The organism is Caballeronia sordidicola (genome assembly GCF_000729995.1).
GTDB classification, from domain to species: Bacteria; Pseudomonadota; Gammaproteobacteria; order Burkholderiales; family Burkholderiaceae; genus Caballeronia; species Caballeronia sordidicola_A.
Genome location: NZ_JNFG01000199.1, coordinates 403,083 through 422,009 on the forward strand (window position 1 = coordinate 403,083; position 18,927 = coordinate 422,009).

At 59.3% G+C, this 18,927-nt stretch carries 15 protein-coding genes and 2 pseudogenes; 4 read left to right on the forward strand and 13 right to left on the reverse strand.

Features of this window, described 5'->3' with window-relative positions; all coding sequences use genetic code 11:
* Nucleotides 1-10 precede the first annotated feature (10 nt).
* The 5 genes from FH08_RS0136530 to FH08_RS0136545 all read right to left on the reverse strand — a co-directional run bounded on the left by FH08_RS0136530 (nucleotide 11) and on the right by FH08_RS0136545 (nucleotide 6,226).
* Nucleotides 11-1,300 (reverse strand): MFS transporter, encoded by a 1,290-nt coding sequence (locus tag FH08_RS0136530; protein WP_031363082.1) that lies wholly within the window; start codon nucleotides 1,298-1,300, stop codon nucleotides 11-13.
* A gap of 165 nt (nucleotides 1,301-1,465) precedes the next feature.
* The gene (locus FH08_RS52205; RefSeq protein WP_152603006.1) at nucleotides 1,466-1,777 is read right to left on the reverse strand and encodes a hypothetical protein; all 312 of its coding nucleotides are present in this window, start codon (nucleotides 1,775-1,777) and stop codon (nucleotides 1,466-1,468) included.
* A gap of 237 nt (nucleotides 1,778-2,014) precedes the next feature.
* Nucleotides 2,015-3,568 carry an efflux transporter outer membrane subunit gene (locus tag FH08_RS0136535; protein WP_051888799.1) on the reverse strand — a complete coding sequence of 518 codons (1,554 nt, stop codon included), beginning with the start codon at nucleotides 3,566-3,568 and terminating at the stop codon, nucleotides 2,015-2,017.
* Nucleotides 3,558-5,096: a DHA2 family efflux MFS transporter permease subunit gene (locus tag FH08_RS0136540; protein ID WP_051888800.1), complete on the reverse strand. Its 1,539-nt coding sequence runs from the start codon at nucleotides 5,094-5,096 to the stop codon at nucleotides 3,558-3,560. Before FH08_RS0136540 ends, FH08_RS0136535 begins: the two co-directional genes overlap by 11 nt.
* Before the next feature lie 2 nt (nucleotides 5,097-5,098).
* Entirely contained in the window at nucleotides 5,099-6,226 is a 1,128-nt protein-coding gene (locus FH08_RS0136545) for an HlyD family secretion protein (protein ID WP_051888801.1), read from the reverse strand.
* 168 nt (nucleotides 6,227-6,394) lie between these two features.
* Here FH08_RS0136545 and FH08_RS0136550 point away from each other — a divergent pair, with 168 nt between their 5' ends.
* Nucleotides 6,395-7,051 (forward strand): TetR/AcrR family transcriptional regulator, encoded by a 657-nt coding sequence (locus tag FH08_RS0136550; protein ID WP_035568304.1) that lies wholly within the window; start codon nucleotides 6,395-6,397, stop codon nucleotides 7,049-7,051.
* A gap of 299 nt (nucleotides 7,052-7,350) precedes the next feature.
* Here the strand turns inward: FH08_RS0136550 and FH08_RS54220 are convergent, their stop codons facing one another.
* Both FH08_RS54220 and FH08_RS0136560 read right to left on the reverse strand, forming a co-directional pair.
* Nucleotides 7,351-8,982, reverse strand: a complete 1,632-nt coding sequence (locus FH08_RS54220; RefSeq protein ID WP_326929000.1) for a methyl-accepting chemotaxis protein — start codon at nucleotides 8,980-8,982, stop codon at nucleotides 7,351-7,353.
* Between the two features lie 272 nt (nucleotides 8,983-9,254).
* Nucleotides 9,255-10,286, reverse strand: a complete 1,032-nt coding sequence (locus FH08_RS0136560) for an ABC transporter substrate-binding protein (protein WP_031363088.1) — start codon at nucleotides 10,284-10,286, stop codon at nucleotides 9,255-9,257.
* A gap of 593 nt (nucleotides 10,287-10,879) precedes the next feature.
* Here FH08_RS0136560 and FH08_RS54505 point away from each other — a divergent pair.
* A pseudogene (locus tag FH08_RS54505) lies at nucleotides 10,880-11,035 on the forward strand (DDE-type integrase/transposase/recombinase); the annotation flags it as partial.
* A pseudogene (locus tag FH08_RS54225) lies at nucleotides 11,031-11,225 on the forward strand (porin); the annotation flags it as partial. The pseudogenes FH08_RS54505 and FH08_RS54225, both read left to right, overlap by 5 nt.
* A 98-nt stretch (nucleotides 11,226-11,323) precedes the next feature.
* On the opposite strand, the gene FH08_RS0136580 reads toward FH08_RS54225, so the two are convergent.
* Nucleotides 11,324-14,362 (reverse strand): PAS domain-containing sensor histidine kinase, encoded by a 3,039-nt coding sequence (locus FH08_RS0136580; protein WP_051888803.1) that lies wholly within the window; start codon nucleotides 14,360-14,362, stop codon nucleotides 11,324-11,326.
* Between the two features lie 136 nt (nucleotides 14,363-14,498).
* Complete coding sequence (locus tag FH08_RS0136585) at nucleotides 14,499-14,801, reverse strand: hypothetical protein (RefSeq protein WP_152603007.1); 303 nt, start codon at nucleotides 14,799-14,801, stop codon at nucleotides 14,499-14,501.
* Nucleotides 14,802-15,247: 446 nt separating this feature from the next.
* Between FH08_RS0136585 and FH08_RS0136590 the strand changes: the two genes are divergently transcribed.
* Nucleotides 15,248-15,838 carry a GntR family transcriptional regulator gene (locus FH08_RS0136590; RefSeq protein WP_152603008.1) on the forward strand — a complete coding sequence of 197 codons (591 nt, stop codon included), beginning with the start codon at nucleotides 15,248-15,250 and terminating at the stop codon, nucleotides 15,836-15,838.
* 67 nt (nucleotides 15,839-15,905) lie between these two features.
* On the opposite strand, the gene FH08_RS0136595 is transcribed toward FH08_RS0136590, so the two are convergent.
* Genes FH08_RS0136595 through FH08_RS0136610 form a run of 4 tightly spaced genes read right to left on the reverse strand, consistent with a single transcriptional unit; the run spans nucleotide 15,906 to nucleotide 18,843 of the window.
* Nucleotides 15,906-16,643, reverse strand: a complete 738-nt coding sequence (locus FH08_RS0136595; RefSeq protein WP_031363092.1) for an amino acid ABC transporter ATP-binding protein — start codon at nucleotides 16,641-16,643, stop codon at nucleotides 15,906-15,908.
* Entirely contained in the window at nucleotides 16,621-17,310 is a 690-nt protein-coding gene (locus FH08_RS0136600; protein WP_031363093.1) for an amino acid ABC transporter permease, read from the reverse strand. The genes FH08_RS0136595 and FH08_RS0136600 overlap by 23 nt, the downstream gene beginning before the upstream one ends.
* Complete coding sequence (locus FH08_RS0136605) at nucleotides 17,310-18,044, reverse strand: amino acid ABC transporter permease (protein ID WP_235210612.1); 735 nt, start codon at nucleotides 18,042-18,044, stop codon at nucleotides 17,310-17,312. The genes FH08_RS0136600 and FH08_RS0136605 overlap by 1 nt, the downstream gene beginning before the upstream one ends.
* A complete protein-coding gene (locus tag FH08_RS0136610) occupies nucleotides 18,016-18,843 on the reverse strand; it encodes a transporter substrate-binding domain-containing protein (protein ID WP_031363095.1) in 828 nt (275 codons plus the stop codon). The genes FH08_RS0136605 and FH08_RS0136610 overlap by 29 nt, the downstream gene beginning before the upstream one ends.
* Nucleotides 18,844-18,927 lie beyond the last annotated feature (84 nt).

The window sequence follows — 18,927 nt, forward strand, 5'->3', positions numbered from 1 at the left end:
TGAGGTTGGATTAAACGGCTGTACTCGCGCCGTGATCGCCCGGAAGTTGCCGGGATGTGCGCGCGTAACCGCGCATCAGGATCACCAGCAGCGTCACGCCGATCAGGTCGAATGCGCCCAGTGCGGCAAATAGCGGCTTATAACCAATCGTGTCGGCCAGGGCGCCGACGAGCAGGGAGAAACCAAGCCCGCCGATCCACGCCGCCATGCCGGCGAAGCCGCTGGCCGTTCCCACTTCGCCGGGTTCAAAGACGTCCGCGCTCAGCGTATTCACGAGCGCCGAGATCATCTGGTGAGCGAAGCCGCCCACGCAGAACAGCGCGATGGCCTGATAGGGAGAAGCGACCCATCCGATGCAAGCCGGCCCAATCATCATGAGTGCGCCGAGCGCGACGCCTGCGATACGCGACCAGATCAACGGCACGCGCAGATGCTTCATCAGGAACGGAGAAAGGTAACCACCGAACAAACCGCCCATATCGGCCGCTAGAAAGGGCAGCCATGCGAACAGCGCGATCTCCTTGAGGTCCATGTGGCGTTCGGTGACGAGATAAAGCGGAATCCAGAAACTGAAGGTCTGCCAGGCCGGTTCCGCGAAGAAGCGCGCTTGAGCGATCGCCCAGAAGCGGCGCGTGCTCAGCACTTGCTTGATGCCGTGCTTTCCCGGACCAACGATGCTCGTCTGCCCGCCAATGATATGGTCGCGTTCCTTCTGCGAGATCCTTGGGTGATCCGCCGGCGAGCGATAGAACAGGTACCACAACGCAGCCCAGACGAAACCGAGTGCGCCGGTTACCGCGAAAGCGGTCTGCCAGCCATAGCGAAGCGAGAGAAAGATGACCAGCGGCGGCGCCAACAGCGAACCCAGCGATGTGCCCGCATTGAAGTACCCGACCGCGATGGACTTCTCCTTGTTGGGAAACCATTCGGCCACCACCTTCATGCCCGCCGGAATCGCGACTGCCTCGGACAAGCCCATCAGCCCTCGGAGTGCGGCGAGCGAAACCCAGCTGCCGGCAAAACCATGAAAGCAGCCAACCAGGGACCAGAGGCAAGCGAATATGGCAAAGCCGATGCGAAGCCCGATCAGGTCAATGATCACTCCGCATGCCGGCTGCATGATCGTGTAGCCCACCTGAAACGCGCCGACGACATACGAGTACTGTTGCGTACTCATATGCAGCATTGTCTTTAACTGCGGGGCCAACACGCCGAGTGCGTTGCGCGACAGGTAGTTGACGATCGTGCCGAGACACACGAGCGCGATGATCCACCAACGCAAGCCGATTTTGTTTTTCAAACCCGTCTCCTTCCGTTCTGGTCCGCCGGAACAGATCTCTCCATCCGGTTCACTGTGATGTTCGTATTCGAATATTGTTTCGATTTACGATTCAGTCATCGTACCACTAGAAAGCGTCGTCCCAATAGGTAAAAACGTGAGTTTTGTGGGGAAAACGACGCTTTATTACCGGAATTTTGAAAAAATTACTTGATACAACACGACAGTTATCGTACGACTGATGGTTAGTAAACGATCGCTTAATGTTCGTTTTAGGTTTTTTAATGTCGTTTTACCAACAACTTTGATATGCACGGCTTTGTCGTTGCGGGTCGCCCCTTTTCGTCGATCAAAGCAAGATTGTTGATGCTGCGAGGCGAATACTTCGCTGGGAAGATTTGACGGACGAACCGTGGCATCAACGGATACCAGGTTGCCCATGGGACGACCGAAGGTGAAATGGGGAGTTGAGTCAGGATGGTCGATCGCGGCTTGCATCGACCGTGCGTTCGCGCTTCATTCCGGTCGCACCGGTTGCACGTTCGCGTATTGAGCTAGCTGCGCTGTCGCGTTAAAGCGTCAGCGCCGTGCTAGTGGAGAGGACGCGCATTTGCTCAGAAAGCAGATGGTTCGTGATCGACGCGAGCGCGGAGCGATCGTGACGGTCGAGACAATCCGATGCCGGCGCTGCTCGCGCATCGGCCGGACAACTTATAAAACATCAATCGTTCGACTTCATTCCCGCCCGGCCGTGGACACTACGCCGCTGCCGGCGTCCTGCCCAGCCTCCGCATCCCACCCGCCGCCCAGCGCCTTGTATAGCGCGACGAGGTTCGTCGATACCGTCGCCGTGCTGTCGACCCATTGCTGCTCGTTCGTCAGCAAGGTTTTTTGTGCCGTCAATACATCCAGGTAATTCGACAGACCCCGGATATAGCGCTGATTTGCGATATCCAACGCACGCTTCGACGCTTGCACGCTTGCATCCAGCCGGTCCCGGCGACGCTGTTCGGCTGTAAAGCCTGTCAGCGCGTCATCGACTTCCTGGAACGCCGAGAGCACCGTCTTGCGGTACGTGATCGCCGCCTCCTGCTGCTGCGCCTCCCTCAAGGCGAGGGTGGAACGCAGGCGCCCGCCCTCGAAAATAGGAATCGAAAGGCTCGGCCCCGCGCTATAGCTGCGCGCGCCCCAGCTACCGAGATTCGTGAATTGCGTCGCCTGAATGGCGACGCTTCCCGACAGCGTGATCTTCGGGAAAAAATCCGCCTTCGCCGCGCCGATGTTCGCCGTCGCCGCATGAAGCTGTGCTTCCGCTTCACGGATATCCGGCCTGCGCCTCGCGAGTTCCGATGAAAGCCCGATCGGCACGCGCGGCGGCACCACAGGCGCGTCCGGCGTTTCCTTCAGCTTCTCCGCGAGCGTTCGCGGAAACTCGCCAAGCAAGACCCCGATCGCGTTGATCAGCTTCGCCTCCTGCTGCTCTTCCTGCGGAATATCCGCGGCGTTCGACTCGGCCTGGCTTTGCGCATTGGCGACATCGAGATCGGTAGCGAGTCCATGCTTGGCACGCTCGTTCGTCAGCTGCACGGTACGCTCGGCGAACGCGAGATTTTCCTTCGTGATGCGAAGCTTTTGCTGCGTTCCACGCAGGTTCAGATAATCGCGAGCGACTTCGGCCGCCGTCGACACGATCGCATCATGCCGCGCTTCGTTTTGAGCATCGACTGTGGCGCTTGCGTTTTCTGCCGTGCGCCTCACGCGGCCCCAGAGATCGAGTTCCCACGATGCATCGAAGCCGTATTGATACAGGTTGAATGGCGGCAATGCGCTCGATGTCGCGCTTTGCGTCGGTATCCCGCCCTGTCGTCCGCCCAGCCCGTTGGTATCGGTGGCTGACGGTGACCCGCTGCCCCCGAGCAGGCCGATGACGCCATCGGCGCTCTGAAGCTCACGCGTGTAGGACGCGTTGCCGTTCAACGTAGGGAGCTCGTCCGCTTTCGCTTGCCCGAACTGCGCCCGCGACTCGGCGAGCCGCGTCGCTGCGATCTTGAGATCGAGATTGCTGTCCATGGCGCGCGTGACCAGCTCGGTCAGAAGCGGATCCCCGAAGCTGTTCCACCATAGCGGATCAACGGGCTCAGGCACCGCGACCGAACGAACTGCGTCGGTAGTGGCCGGCGCGTCGGGCCATTGTGCCGGCGTCTGCAATGCAGGGCGCTGAAAGTCGGGGCCCATCGTGCAGGCGGACAAGAAGGCTACAAACGGAATCCATCGATAATCAATGCGCATTGACCTGTGCCCCCTTCGGCAGCTTAGGCAAAAAGAAACAAATGGGAGCCAGCACGAGCGAGATCACACCCAGCATGATGAAGACGTCGAGGTAACTCATGACCGACGCCTGCTGCTCGACCGTCGAGGCGATCGATCCAAGCGAGCTGACAAAGCCGTTGTACGGCGTGATGTGCTCGGCGAGCCTTGCATGGTGAAACTGTTCCCGCCACGCGAGTTGCGTCGTCACCAGCGACACGCCGAAACTGCCACCAAGGTTGCGCATCATGTTGATCAGCGCCGACGCATTGTTGTTCTCTTTCGGCGGGATGCCGATGAACTGCACCGTCGAAAGCGGAATGAAGAGGAACGGCAGCCAGATGACCTGATAGAGCCGCGACAACGATACATCCCAGAAGCCGATGTTCAAGTCGAGTCCCGCGGTATGAAGCAGCGCGAAGCCGGTGCCGGCGAGCGACATCATGACGAGCCATTTAGGCTGGAACAGGCGCCCGGTCACAACGCCTGCTATCGGCATGATGAACAGCGTGACGAGGCCGCCCAGACCCAGCGTCAGGCCCGCGTTGGTGGCGTCATAGCCCAGCAGTTCCTGCGTAAATTGCGGCAGCATCTGCGTCGTGCTGTTGATGATGAAACCGAACGCAAACATCACACTGCAACTGATGGCAAAAGCGCGCGACTTGAACAGCCGCAGGTTCACGATCGGCTGCTCGGTGGTCAGTTCGCGAATCACCAGCGCGATCAGCGATACGCACGCGATCGCCGTGAACCAGCAGATGAAATTCGATGAAAACCCGTCCTCGCGCTCGAACTTGTCGAGCACGATCTGCAGGCTGCCGAAACCGGCCGCAACGAGAAAAAAGCCCAGGTAGTCGATCCGCAGGCCTTTATCGAGCAGTTGCCGCCGCTCCTGCTGCACCAGCTTGCTGTCGCTCACAAACATCCACGTCAGCACCAGCGACACTATGCCGACGGGCAGGTTGATCAGGAACACCCAATGCCATGAATAGTTTTCGGTGATCCAGCCGCCCAGCATCGGTCCAATAGCAGGCGCCGTGACAACCGTGAAGCCGTACAGCGCGAACGCCATCGCACGTTTTTCGGGCGTGAACGTGTCCGCAAAGATGCTTTGCTCGACCGGAGCCAGGCCGCCGCCGCCCAGTCCCTGAAGCACGCGAAAGACGATCATCATCGGCAGCGTTGTCGCGAACCCGCATGCCACCGAACTGATCGTGAACAGCAGCACGCAAATCATGTAGAAGCGCTTGCGGCCGATCACGTTCGCAAGCCATCCGCTGATCGGCAAGACGATCGCGTTGCTCACGAGATAGCTGGTCGTAATGTAGGTGCTCTGGTCGAGGCTCGCGCCAAGGCCGCCGGCGATGTGCCGGAGCGCCACGTTGGCGATGGTGGTGTCGAGCACTTCCATGAAGGTCGCGATCGACACGATGACCGCGATCAGCCACGGGTTGAACGGCCCCGCCGCCGACCTCGGTAACGCCATGTGCTGAGCCTGGGTAAAGGCCATGGTTATCGCACCGTCACGCGCGGGCTGACCGAGAGGCCGGGCGCGAGCGGCAGGTGGCGCCAGTCGTCGCCGTCGAAGACGATCTTCACGGGCAGGCGTTGCACGACCTTCACGTAGTTACCCGTTGCGTTTTCCGCGGGCAGGCTGCTGAAGACGGACCCTGTCCCGCGCTGCAGACTCTGCACGTGCGCATGAAGGACCTTGTCCGGATAGGCGTCGACAGTGACATCAACCGGTTGTCCCACGTTCATGTGCACGAGCTGCGTTTCCTTGAAGTTGGCCGTGACCCACATCTCGTCGGGAACGACTGCAACCAGCGCCTGCCCCGGCGTGACGTAGTTGCCGAGGTTCACCGTGCGGCGCGTCACCTTCCCTGCTTGCGGCGCGAGCACTTCCGTGTAGCTCAGTTGCAGCTTTGCATTGTCGACATCGGCATGGTTCTGGCGCACCGACGCCTGCGCGGCGTCGATCTTCGTTTTCTGCGACTCAACCTGTGCCTCGCCGGCCTGGACCGCCTGTTTGGCGCTGTCGAGCTTGGCGAACGCGCTCTTGGTCGTCGCCTGGCTTTGTTCGAGCTGCTGGCGCGTGATGGCAGCGGGATCCGTTCCCGTGAACCGCGCCAGATCCTGTTTTGCCTGCGTCAGGTCTGCTTCCGCGACCCGCACTTGCGCTGCCTGCTGCGCCAGGTTTGCCGTCTGGTACAGCAGGTCGGCACGCGCCTGCGCGACTTGTGCAACCGCATTCGCTTCCTGCGCTTCGGCTTGTTCGAGCTTGACTTCAAAGTCGCGCCGGTCGATTCGCAGCAGCGGCTGGTTTTTCTCGACGTGCTGGTTATCGGTGACCAGCAGTTCGACGACACGCCCGCTCACCTGCGACGCGATCTGGCTCTGATTACTATCGATGAATGCGTCGTCGGTGCTTTCATAGTGCCTGCCATGCAGCCAGTACCCAACGCCCGCGGCCACGCAGACCAGCAGCCCCGCCCCGCCGATGATCGCGTTCAGGCGCTTGCGCCGCGGGTCCATCGGCTGGGAAGTTTCCTGTTCCTGCGCTTCGCCCGCTGCCGCGTGGTCGCCATCGGCTTTGTTTCCGCCGGAGGGCGTGCTGTTTTCGCTTTCACTTCCGGCCATTGCACTCTCCAAAATAATATTGAGATGCATTCTACAATAGAACGGAACGGTATCGTTCTATTAAAAAAGCCTGCGATAATCCGACCTTGAGATTTCGTGCAAGGAGCAGTTGTGGGACGTACCCCGAAAAGTGTTGATGCAGAGACGGCGTCCTGCCCGATCAGGTCGATGTTTTCACGCAAGAAAGGCCGGCCGTCGAACGCAATGGCGGGCGACGTCGAAGAGCGGATTCTCGATGCCGCCACGTCCGTGTTCCTTCAGGACGGCTTTGGCGGGGCGTCGCTCGAACGCATCGCCGAGGCGGCGGGCGCCGGCAAGGCGACACTCTACAGCCGGTATAGCGGCAAGGAAGCGCTATTTGCAGAAGTGGTCAAACGAACCTGCGAACGCAGCCTGCATCTCGTGTTTGAAGCGCCGCAATCAGTGGCGCTTGCGCCACGGCTGGTCTCGGTGACGCAGACGCTTGTCACGAGATTGCTCAGCGACGAGGTGATTGGATTGATCAGACTGGTGGTCGCGGATGCGCCGCGGTTTCCAACGCTGGCGAAACTGACGAGCGACGCCGGCAGGTTGCGCGCAATAGAAGCGGTGGCGACGATGATCGCGGAGCACTCCGGGCGCACGCTCGATCCCCCGGCGCGCGCTCAAGCCAAGCGACATTCGCGCGCCCTTGCAACCCAGATCCTCGACGCGATCGTCTCGCCCATGCTCATGAGAGCCTTGATGGGCGAGAGTCTTGATGAGGTCCGCGGCGACATCCGTTCGCATGTGAAGCAGACGATCGCCCTCTTCGTGGCGGCCAATGCACTGGACGCTTTTCAGTAAGCGTCGCGAGCGTGAACCTATGCCGCCCACTGAAGCTTCGCCATATTTCGGTGGTACTCGAAATCGCGCGATGCGGGCGTCTGCAGAAGGCGGCAGAGGCGCTCATGGTGAATCACTCGGCCATATACCGTGCCGCTCGAGATCAATCGCCCGCATGCGCCGATATCGCGTCCAGAGTTCACGGAAATCGCCGCTCACATACATCCGATTTCGCATAGATATCCGCCGAACGTTAGGCCATTTGCGTTCGCTTTCTGGTTTGCAGCTAATGCCTTCAGCAAGGGAATGCGCGATTTCCTTTACGAAGCACTGAATCGCGACATGGTGACATCCATGTCGGCGAGCTTGAACACAGCCACGGCGTCTTTCAGGTCATTCGCCTGTTCTTCGAGAGACCGAGCCGCGGCGGCGGCCTCCTCCACGAGCGCAGCGTTCTGTTGCGTGACCTCGTCCATCTGGTTGACAGCCAGATTGACCTGCTCAATGCCGCGGCTCTGTTCCTCGGACGCAGCAGCAATTTCACCGACGATGTCGGAGACCTGCTTGATCGCCAGGTTGACTTGCCCCATCGTCGCACCCACGTCATCTGCCTGCTTCGCGGCGTTCTGAATTATCTCGACCGACGAGCCGATCAGCTCCTTGATCTGCTTTGCAGCAGTGGCCGAGCGTTGAGCCAGGCTACGTACCTCGCTCGCGACCACGGCAAATCCACGTCCCTCTTCGCCGGCCCGAGCAGCCTCAACAGCCGCGTTCAGCGCAAGGATATTCGTCTGGAATGCGATGCCTTCGATCACGCCGGTGATCTCGGAAATCTTGTTCGAGCTGCCACTGATTTGCCCGATTGTCTGAATCATACCCAGTACCGCCTCATTCCCCGCGTCGGCCATGCCGGAGGCACGCACGGCCAGTGTGTTGGCCTGTCGCGCATTATCTGAGTTCTGTCTCACGGTTTCGGTCAATTGCGTCATACTGGCCGCGGTCTCTTCAAGCGAACTTGCCTGTTGTTCAGTGCGAGAGGAGAGATCGAAGTTGCCAGCCGCTATCTCGCTCGAAGCGGTGGCGATGCTATCGGCACCGGTCCGCACGCCCCCCACAATTCTTAGCAGGCTTTGGTTCATTGCTTTCATACTCAACATCAGTTGGCCGGTTTCATCGGTTGACGACGCCACAATGCGAGTCGTCAGGTCACCCTCGGTGACACGCGTTGCCACAATCACGGCCTGTTTCAGTGGACGGGACACAGTGCGGGCAAGCCAACCACCTGCGAGAATGGCGGCAATTACCGCAATCAAGGACGTGGATAGGATCGTTACATACATCCTGATGCGCAGCGAATCGAGTTCATTCCGGCTCGCCAACATCCGCCCTTTCTCGTAATCATCCAGCTTGTCGATGGCCGCTATTAGCTTCTCGGTTCCAAGGTACGAACCGAAGCCTTCGGTCAGTCCGGACAGGTCACTCACATTGACTGAAAACTCGTCCACTTTCTTTCGCATGTCCACGAGAGGGCCGACGACAGTCTGGAGCCATGCGTCGTATTGTTTCTGGCACTCGTCGGCAAGTCTCGCGCCTAAGGCTGTACCGTCTATCGGCCGCAACGCGGATAGTCTCGTGGCGAAATCGCCACCGTGCTTGACAATCCATTCCTTGTGCCCGGCTTTGCCGTTCAGGTTGTTTGCCAGAACAGCCCAGACGATATTCAGATAGTCCGCTGTTCCATCCGTTAGCAAGAGGAGTATCTGTTCCGATGCCTCAATCTCTTTCTGCTTTTGGTCGATAGCCCGGACGCTGGATAAGCAGATACCCGCGCTCACTACGAAGGCAAAGATTGCACTGAAAAATGCGAGACTTATCTTTCCGGCAATGGATAGATTCTGGATGGTCTTCATTGGAGGTCTTTGTAAGCAGTCTATTGTTGGTAAACGCGTCACACATCAGTAACCCGAGCTCTACATCAATGTCTTGGCAGAGGAGCCGACGACACACGAGGATCGGCGCCAGGAACGCGAATATGTCCTAGCTGGCGCCGGTTAGCGGTACACACGTCAGCAATCGAATACTCGAAAATGTCTGCGCTCCTTGCCCCACCGTCGGCTTGTTAGAACACCCCTATTGCATACGAGGTTGCCTATAAGCGGCGCTGAACACTCAAAGCATTAGGCATGACGACTCCCGGGCAGCGACGCGTAGCTCCGCGGCTCGGTTACTTCGATTGCCATGCATACCAGCGCTCAGCGATCTCGTCACGATGCTCGGCCCAGTACTTCATGTCGAGGTTGATCTGCGACGTCTTGTACTGATCGGGCAGCGTTTTCGCGACCGACGGCGACATCAGCGCTGCGGACTTCACGTTGACTGGCGCATAACCCGTTGCCGTTGCGAAGTCTGCCTGTGCCTGCGCACTCGTCGCAGCAGCCAGGTACTTCATCGCTTCGGCCTTGTGTTTGGCGCCCTTCGGAATTACCAGCATGTCGGCAGCCGTCAGGTTCTGGCTCCATGAAATGCCGACCGGCACGCCCGTCTGTTCGAGCGCATGCAGGCGGCCATTCCAGAACATGCCGATCGGTGCTTCACCTGAGGCGAGCAACTGCTGCGACTGCGCGCCGCCACTCCACCAGACGATGTCACTCTTTATTGTGTCGAGCTTCCTGAACGCCCGATCGAGATCGAGCGGATACAGCTTGTTCTGCGGCACGCCATCGGCGAGCAGTGCGATTTCAAGCACGCCTGGTGCGGACCACTTGTAGAACGTGCGCTTGCCGGGGAAACGTTTGGTGTCGAACACGTCAGCCCAGGCCGACGGTTGTGCGGCCGTGTACTTCGCCTTGTTGTAGCCAAGCACGAACGAATAGTAGAAGCTGCCCACCGCGCTGGCCGACGCGAAGCGCGGATCGAGCTCGCCTTTGTTGACGACCGAATAGTCGATCGGCTCGATCAGACCCGCCTTCTGCGCGGCATACGCGAAGTCGCCTTCGACGTCGACCACATCCCAATTGACGTTGCCGCTGTCGACCATTGCCTTCAACTTGCCGTAGTCCGTCGGCCCGTCCATCAGCACGTTGATACCGGTCGCCTGCGTGAATGGCTGCGCCCAGCTCTTTTGTTGTGACGACTGCGTCGTGCCGCCCCAACTCGTGAAGACGATCGGGTCTGCGGCGAGTACTGGCGCCGCCGCAAACGCCGCCGCACAGACGGCGATCAACGGCGTGATAAACGAGGTGCTTCTGCTGCTCATGTCAATCTCCTGGGTAGCGGTTGGGTATCCAATCAACGGATAGGGCGGCCAGTCGTACGCTCTCTCTCAGGCGAGCGGCGAAAAGCGTGCTGGCTTCATGATCGTGTTCTGCATTTCTTCCAGCTGTCCCTGGCTCTTCGGCGCAAGTGCGTGTATCTCGGACTTCAGGTCGTTGGCGCAACCCCGGCTCGTCCACGGCCCGTTCACGGCTTAAGCAGCACGGCCGCCGCGCTGAGCACCTCCAATGGCCGGGCCGCAGCCTTATCACCTTCGATAAAGGTCTCTTCGACATAGGTGACCAACTTGCGCGCTTCCAGCTTCATATCGTTTCCTGGCAAGCAACGTGGGCGAGGCTAAGAATGTCGCTCGTTGAGATTATGGTATTCCATAATATGTATGCAAGCCAAGCGCGTCAATATTATGGAATACCATAATTTGGTCGACAGATTGTTGAATATGCTTTGGGCTAGCGGATTGATTTGGACAGCAGCGCCGACGTAGCAACGGCCGAATCCATCAAGTAAGAAACGGTAAGCATGTGATGGAGGTCAAGGGTCACCCCCACCGCGGCGAGCCTTAGTTGCTTAGTTGATCTGTTGAGGAGAGCAGTCGATCAGCACGACGCCGAGTTCGATATCCTGCTGCAGGAGCGTCGGGACACGGTGGCATCGAAGCAGTTTTTCAGACGCGTGCTTGCCGCTTGTCCCGAGGCACCGTGCAAAATCGTGATTGATCAACTGCGCGGCTATTTTCCAGTTGGAAAACGGCTTTAATTCGACGACTGGAAAACTGGGTCGAGGCGGCCGCGAATTCGGGCGCCAGGGGTTCGTCGGATTGTCGGGTACGAGTTAGGGCACCGTTACGCTGGGTCGTCAATACGACCCGGTGGCCGATTTGGTTCAGCAGGTGCAGGGTGACAACTGTCTTGGCTGCAATTTCAATTCAACCATGGGCGAGAGAACGCGCCGGCCTCCCGACCCTTGCGTACAAGGCAGCAAATACGACGGACCTTTAGTCAAAAGCACTAAAGCTTGCCGTCAGGCACCCGGACCAAACGGCACACGCACCTTGATAGAAGTACCATGCCCCGGCGAACTGGCGACGTCGAGCGCGCCACCCAGCATCAACACGCGCTCCTTCATACCCGCCAACCCAAAGGATTTCCTGGGAATCGCCACGGGGTCAAATCCGCGGCCGTCATCGCGCACTTCCAGCAAACAATCGTCCCCCGTCTGCTCCAGCGTAATGAACACCTCGTGCGCTTCGGCATGTCGGGTGACATTGGTGAGCGCCTCCTGGACGATCCGGAAGATCGCAACGGCCCGCTCCTCTGCCAGCTCCGGACTTTCATCCGACACGCTCAGGCGGCAGGTCGTCTGGCCATGCTGCGAAAATTCGGCAGCCAGCCACTCGAGCGCCGCGGCGATACCCGCGTCGAGCACCGCAGGACGCAGCGAGGTCACGACGTCGCGTAGCACCTGCATCGTTTTGTCGGACAGGAGCAGTATTCTCTGGACATGCTCGCCTAGGTCCGGATTGTCATGGCCGAACCGCAGGCGCAGGGTCGAGACACCCATGCGAAGCGCGGTCAGGTGCTGGCCGAGTTCGTCGTGCATCTCGCGGGCGATACGCTTGCGCTCTTCCTCGCGAGCCGTTTCGCGCCGTGAGGTGAGCTCACGCAGCAACTCATAAGATTCGCGCAAGCGCTGCTCGGCTTCCTTGCGCTCGGTGATATCGCGCCAGATTGTCAACACACTCTGCACTCCCCCATCCGCGTTGTACTCGGGCACAGCATGGGCATACCAGCACTTAGCCTCGCCGTGCCGGGTCCAGCTCACTTCGAATTTGGCCGCCACGCCGCTTTCCATGATCTCCTTGAGTTTCGCCTGAACCCGCTGGGTTACTTCGTCCGTAGCACCCATGACCTCCGTAGGCTCACCTAAAAGCTTCTCGGCCGCAACGCCGGTCACGCGCACGAATTCCGGGTTGACGTACGTACGGCGGCAGTTCCGGTCGTACCGGACAATCGCATCCGGCGCGTTTTCCGCAAGCGTGCGAAAGGCCCGTTCGCTGTCGCGCAATGCCACTTCGGTCGTTCTCAGTCTGGTGATGTCGCGGCCAATGCCCAGCACGCTGACGACCTTGCCTTCGGCGTCCTTTTCCGGAACATGCCGCGCCTCGAGCATGCGGACGCCCTGGACGGTTTGCCATCGCGTTTCATCTTCGTTCGATTGCCCCTCCAAAAACGCCCGCTGGATACCTTGCTCAATACGCTCGGTTTGCTCCGCGTCATCAGTAGGAAGCTCGCTTGGCCGCTTGCCGATCAAAGCCTCCTGTGGCAGGCCGAACCCCTTGGTTATGGCGGGATTGGCGTAGAGAAACCTGCCGTCGCGGTCAAACCGGGCAATGAAATCCGGAAAGTTCTCGGTCAGCGTGCGAAAGAGCTGCTCGCTTCGCTTCAATTCGTCGATGTCGCGACAGACGGCGAGCACGCTGGCAACCTTACCGTCGGGCGCAAACTCGGGAACGATCAGCATATGCCCCCAGCGAATCTGGCCTTCGCCACCGCGCAGCCGCACCTCCTCTGTCACTTCGTTGCCGGTTTCCACCACGCGCCGCAACTGGTCCATATAGCGAGCAGCATCGACAAACGACGATAGTTGAGCCGGCGTCGTACCGAGCACGTCGCTGGCTGGCAAGCTCATCAGCTTGAGAAGCGCAGGATTCGCGTATACGCGGTGAAAGTCGAGATCGTAACGGGCGATGTAATCGGGTGAATGCTCCACAACGGCGCGGAAGGCCTGTTCACTCGCATAGAGCCGCTGCTCCGCCTCCTTGCGCTCGGTAATATCGAGACCCAGCGCAAGCGCGCCCACAACCTCGCCCTGCAACCCGCGCTCAGCGATGATCCGGACGTGATGATGGCGCGCGCCACTGCCACCATCGGGCACAGTGACTTCGACATGACGCTCCGTGCCGGTTTCAATGACGCTCTCGAGCAACCCCTGATACTGCGCGTACCGGCCATCGGACTCATGGTCCACCGGTGTCTTGCCCAACAAATCCTGCAAGGGTTTGCGCAGCGTCGCTGCAAGCCCCGAATTGGCGTAGACGAGACGGCATTGCCGGTCATATCGGCAGATAACGTCGAGCGTGCTTTCCGCCAGCCAGCGGAACTGAGCTTCGAGTTCCAGTTGGGTCGTCAGCAGCGATTCTGTCCGATGGTGGGCCGTCATGTCTCGTGCAATGCCGACAATCCGGTGAATGCGTCCGGACTCGTCGTGCACGGGGATCAGGGTCGAGTGGAAATGGTGGCGCCCGCCGGGCAGTTCGAGCGTCAGTTCATCGTTGCAAGCCACGCCGGATTGAACACATTGCCGGTATTTCTCGCCCAGGACCTCGGCTACCTCTTTCGGCAATGCGTAGTCGATGAACTTGCCAATCAATTTTTCCCTCAGGATACCGAATGATTTTTCTCCGGCAGGGTTGATCTCGAGCGTGCGAAAACGTCCTTCCAACGTTACTTCAAGCAGATAGAGGACATCTGAAACATTGTCGAAAACCTGCCGGTAACGCTGTTCGCTCTCCCTCAGCGCGAGTTTTGCACGCTCGCGCTCGGTGACGTCGCGCGCGATCGACAGGTTGTACTCCTTACCGCCATATTCGAAATGGCTGGCGTTGATCTGGACCGGCAGCAGGCTGCCGTCCTTGCGGCGATGCGTAGTCTCGACAACGAGCGAACCCTTCTCGCGCAGCGCCGGCCATGCCTCGTCCCATCGATCGGCAGTCCATTCCGGATCGATATCCGCCACGCCCATCTGCAACAATTCGGTATTGCTGTATCCCAGCGTCCGGCAGGCTTCCTCGTTGGCATAGACGAGGCGACCGGCTTCATTGAACAGATAGGCGGATTCGCGCACCTGATTAAGTGCAAAACTGGTCAGGTGCAGGAGTTCATCACGCTCGGCCAGCAACCGCTTCAGATTATCGCGGTCCTGACGCAAAGCAGCATTTTCCCGTTCCAGTTCTTTGAGAATCGCATCTGTGCCGCCGGCGTCGCGTGCGGATTCGTTCATACATTGCCCACGAAAGTTCTACTCGACACGGAATTGCACCCTCGACCGGACTTTCAATGCGAGCCCCAAGCCGTTGTTTCGCGATTGTCTTGCCGTTGGAGGCGCAAGTGCGTACCCGCAAACAGTGAGTCGTCATCTATCGCGCTTGACGCCTGCGCCTGCCGGCTATCATGCGCAGCAACACCAAGAGCATGACTGCGATACCGGTACCACTAGTGAGCGGAATGAATAGCGCCAAAAAGGAATCGTATTGACTGGAGACCGTCCCTACCCAGTATTCCTCGATCAACGCTTCCAGCGTCGCCCCCAAAGAGAGCGGGAACAACACGGTTGCCAGGAGCAGCAACCCCGCAAGCACTGCGCTGATAATACCGCGAGGGGCGACTGCGTCTCGCCTGGATGCTGATGATTGCCCGTTGAGCGGTACTCGAGTGGTCATGGTGATTTCGCTCTGTTCGTTTGTGCAGTAAGGCACGGTACAGTGTGCACTTTCCCCTGGAAACGCCAAAGGCGAAAAAGGCTTCTTTGCAGCGGCCGGAATCACGCAAAATGGCGCTGCGCCATTGGCAGACTAACCGGAATAATATTCGAACTCCATCCTGATCGCCTACTGCAAGAGATTTTCGATGCAGCTCTTCGCCTTTTAGTCAGGCCCGGTTCGCCGAACTATTTGCAGCAAGAGATGCTTGCAGCCTGCTCGCCCGCGTCCACGCCTGGCCTTTATCAAAGGCTCGGGAACGAGAGCGGTATCGCGAAACGAAGATGACCGGTTGATCGCATACAATGCGTATACCGTGCATTTAAAGCGAGCGAGACAACGTGACAGCATCTCCCCTGACAACCCCGGAAAAACTAGGCGAACTGGCTTACCAGGCTCTGCGGCGAATGATCCTCGACAAGGCCTTGCGCAGCGGCGGCCCCGTCGTCGAAGGGCGGCTTGCCGAGGAACTCAACATCTCCCGCACGCCCATGCGCGAAGCACTGCTGCGGCTTGAAGGCGAGGGTTTGCTGGCCCGCGCGGGCGCCCGCTCTTATTCCGTGCGCTTCGTCGGCGCGCAGGAGTATTTCCAGGCAATGAAGGTGCGCGAGCTGCTCGAGGCCGAGGCAATCGGCCTGGCCATCGGCAAGATCGACAAGAAGCAGATCCAGCAACTGATCAAGAAGATCAAGGCACTGCGCAGCGGCCAGCAGGAGCAGGAGCACTGGCAGGTCGACGATCAGGTCCACACCATGATGGCGCACGCCAGCGGCAACGAAGTTCTCGCGCGGATGATCGAAGTCGTGCGCACGAACACCCGGCTGTTCGAACTCTCGACGCCCTTCAACCGCATCGAGGAAGATCGCGCGGAGCACCTCGCGATCCTCGAAGCGTACGCAACGGACAACGCGGATGCCGCACGCAGCGCCGTTCGCGCGCATCTGCAAAACCTGCGCCGTTTCGTGCTCGACCGCCTGAGTGAAGACAGCGGTACCTGAAACAGACCAGCGCGATCAGGCTCGCAGCGCTACACGTTCATCGGCTCGATGCCCATTCGCTTCCGGATCAGTGCCGCAGGATCTTGCCGACGAATTCGCGCGTTCGGACTTCCTGCGGGGCATCGAGAACTTGCTGCGGCGAGCCGCTCTCGATCACATGGCCGCCTGCCATGAACACCACTTTAGACGAGACCTCGCGCACGAAGCTCATCTCATGCGACACGATAAACATCGTGATTCCCTCCGACGCCAGCGCTCGAATAGTGTCGAGTACTTCGGTGACAAGTTCGGGATCGAGCGCGGCCGTCACCTCATCGAGGAACAGTACATTCGGCTTTAACGCAAGCGCACGGGCGATTGCAACGCGTTGCTGCTGTCCGCCAGACAACTCGTCCGGATACGCTTTTAGCCGATGTCCAAGGCCCACGCGCGTGAGCAGCTTGATGGCATCCTCCTCCACCTGCTTGCGCGGCCAACCCTTGATTTTGGTGGGCGTGATCATCACGTTGTCCAGCACGGTCATGTTCTGGAACAGGTTGTATTGCTGAAAGACAATCGCGATCTCCGAGCGCAACGCATGCACGGCCGCCTTGTCCCCGTAGTTCACAAGCTTGCCGTTCAATCGCACGGTGCCGCGCTCCGGTGGCAACAGCCCCGTCAAGACGCGCAGCAAGGTGCTCTTGCCCGACCCGGAAGGTCCGATCAGGCTGACGATTTCGCCCTTCTCGACCGAGAGGTTGATGCGTTCGAGGACCGTGTGCGGTCCGTACGATGCCTTCAGATCAACGATTTCGAGTTGCGGCAAGTTTTCTCTCCAGGCGCTTACCCAAGCGCGACAGCGGGTACGACATGACGAAATACAGCACCAGGACCGCGCCGTACACGAGCCATGAAGAAAAGCCCTTGTTGGTCAGCACTTTGCCGGCCGAGGTCAATTCCATCACGCCAATCTGCGAGGCCAGCGCGGTGTCCTTGATGAACATGACGAAGAAGCCGAACGTGGGCGGCACGACCACCCTCCACGCCTGCGGCACGATCACGAAGCGCAACGTTTGGAAGGTCGAGAAATTCATCGTCTGTGCGGCTTCCCATTGGTTTCCATGTACCGATTCGAGTCCGCTTCGAATGATCTCCCCAAGGTAGGCGGCTGCGATCAGGCAAACGCTCAGTGACGCCACGGCAAACGTCGAGAGATTCGCTTTCGACGACTGGCTCGCGAAGAACACGAGCATCAGCGTCACCAGGAACGGGATGCGGCGGAACAGGAAGCAATAGGCGAAGGCGAGCGCCCGCAGGGGCGCCATCGCGCGGGAATGTGTGACGCGGACAACCGCCACGACGAAGCCCGCCAGGAACCCCGCGAAGCAGCCGAGCGCCGACAGCACAAACGTTGCGGCGAATCCTTCCAACAGCAACAGCAGGTTGTAAAAGGAAAACAGCTGCGCGATTTCGGCCTGTGAGGAAGCGAACATCAGAAGACCCTGATTTTGGCGCGGCAGACATATCGCCCGATCATCGCCAGCGCGAAGGTTGCGATCAGTGTGATCGCGATATACAGCACCGCGGCCACGCTGAACGCTTCGACTGAGAGATACGTTTGAGAACTGAGGTTGTACGTGCGGCCCGTCAGTTCTTCCACGCCGAAGATCGACGCCATCGACGTGCCGAGCGTCATGACGATGAACTGGTTCGACAGCGGAGGAAACATCACCTTGAGTACGTGCGGCAGAATCACGTGCCGCACGATCTGCATCGTGGAAAACCCAAGCACTTCAGCGGCTTCGACTTCCATCAGGCGGACCGAATTAAAACCGGCGCGCTGGATCTCGCACAGATACGCGCCCGCATTGAACGTCGCCCCGATCAGCACCGCCGTGAATGGCGAGAGGGTCACGCCAATCTCGGGCAGCGCGAAGAACAGGAAAAAAATCTGCACGAGTTGCGGCGTGTTGGTCGCGAAGGTCACATACGCCGTCACCACCCGGCGCAAGAATACCGGCCCGTAGCGCAACACCGAAGCGCATACGAGCCCGATGACCATGCCGAGCATGAACGCGAGCACGGCAATTTGCAGACTGAGCCATGCACCGCCAAGCAGATAAGGCCACTGCTGGAGAATCGGCTCGAAGTGAAGGGTCATCGAATAGTGGCTCTCACCGGATGCGGTTACTGTGCAGTTACTGAGCAGGCGCAGCAGTTGGGTCATGCAGCATCGCACTGCCGAACCACTTCTTCCAGCTCGCGGCGACAAAGCCGTTTTTCTGCAGCGCATCAACTTCCTTGTTCAGCCGCTGCGTCAGCGCCGTATTGCCCTTCTGCACACCGATACAGTCGTAGTCCACTTCGATCGGTGCGTCCACCACACGCCATTTTGTCGGATAGTTCTTCGTATAGCTCAGCATGAAGTCGAGTACATCGATCAATGCATCGGCGCGGCCCTGGGCAATCGCGCGCACCGCGTCCGGGTAATTATCGAGGATCAGGAGCTGCGCCTTGGGTAGCTTCTCCTGGATCAACTGAATAGGCGTCGTGCCGCGTACCTGCACGAGACGCACCGCCGGATCGTTCAACTGCGTCCAGTCCGAATAGGACGTCGCTTGTGTCGTCAGGACACCCAGCACTTCCGTGTTCACCGGATCAGTGAAATCGATCACCTTCAGGCGGTCAGCGTTACGCGTCATGCCCCCCATGACCGCGTCGATCTTGTCAGTCATCAGGAACGGCACGCGATCATTGGACCCGACCGGAACGATCTCAAGCTTGACGCCGAGCGAGTCCGCAATCTTCTTCGCAATGCTGACATCGAAGCCGTCGATGTTGTTCTTCGCGTCGTAGGTGCCGAGCGGCGGCAAGTTAGGGTTGATGCCGAACACGATCTTCTTCGACGCAATGATTTCGTCGAGCGTGCGGGCGCTGCCGCTCATGGGGCTAAGCAACGAGCCAAGCAACGAGCAAGCGGCAAGGCCCACGGCGAGCCGGCGGCTCAAGAGTATCAGGGATTTCATGCGGTAACTCCGTAAAAGGTTCGGGGCGGATTGCTCACAGTTCTGGCGTGCGGTTCGGGTACTCCCGGACCCTCTTTATTTTGA

Excerpts from the sequence above, each read along its gene's own strand:
- FH08_RS0136580 (WP_051888803.1), bottom strand. The coding sequence starts at position 14,362 with ATGAACGAATCCGCACGCGACGCCGGCGGCACAGATGCGATTCTCAAA.
- FH08_RS0136550 (WP_035568304.1), top strand. The coding sequence starts at position 6,395 with ATGTTTTCACGCAAGAAAGGCCGGCCGTCGAACGCAATGGCGGGCGAC.
- FH08_RS0136545 (WP_051888801.1), bottom strand. The coding sequence starts at position 6,226 with ATGGCCGGAAGTGAAAGCGAAAACAGCACGCCCTCCGGCGGAAACAAA.
- FH08_RS0136600 (WP_031363093.1), bottom strand. The coding sequence starts at position 17,310 with ATGTTCGCTTCCTCACAGGCCGAAATCGCGCAGCTGTTTTCCTTTTAC.
- FH08_RS0136535 (WP_051888799.1), bottom strand. The coding sequence starts at position 3,568 with ATGCGCATTGATTATCGATGGATTCCGTTTGTAGCCTTCTTGTCCGCC.
- FH08_RS0136605 (WP_235210612.1), bottom strand. The coding sequence starts at position 18,044 with ATGACCCAACTGCTGCGCCTGCTCAGTAACTGCACAGTAACCGCATCC.
- FH08_RS0136610 (WP_031363095.1), bottom strand. The coding sequence starts at position 18,843 with ATGAAATCCCTGATACTCTTGAGCCGCCGGCTCGCCGTGGGCCTTGCC.
- FH08_RS0136540 (WP_051888800.1), bottom strand. The coding sequence starts at position 5,096 with ATGGCCTTTACCCAGGCTCAGCACATGGCGTTACCGAGGTCGGCGGCG.
- FH08_RS0136585 (WP_152603007.1), bottom strand. The coding sequence starts at position 14,801 with ATGACCACTCGAGTACCGCTCAACGGGCAATCATCAGCATCCAGGCGA.
- FH08_RS0136590 (WP_152603008.1), top strand. The coding sequence starts at position 15,248 with ATGATCCTCGACAAGGCCTTGCGCAGCGGCGGCCCCGTCGTCGAAGGG.
- FH08_RS0136560 (WP_031363088.1), bottom strand. The coding sequence starts at position 10,286 with ATGAGCAGCAGAAGCACCTCGTTTATCACGCCGTTGATCGCCGTCTGT.
- FH08_RS52205 (WP_152603006.1), bottom strand. The coding sequence starts at position 1,777 with ATGCAAGCCGCGATCGACCATCCTGACTCAACTCCCCATTTCACCTTC.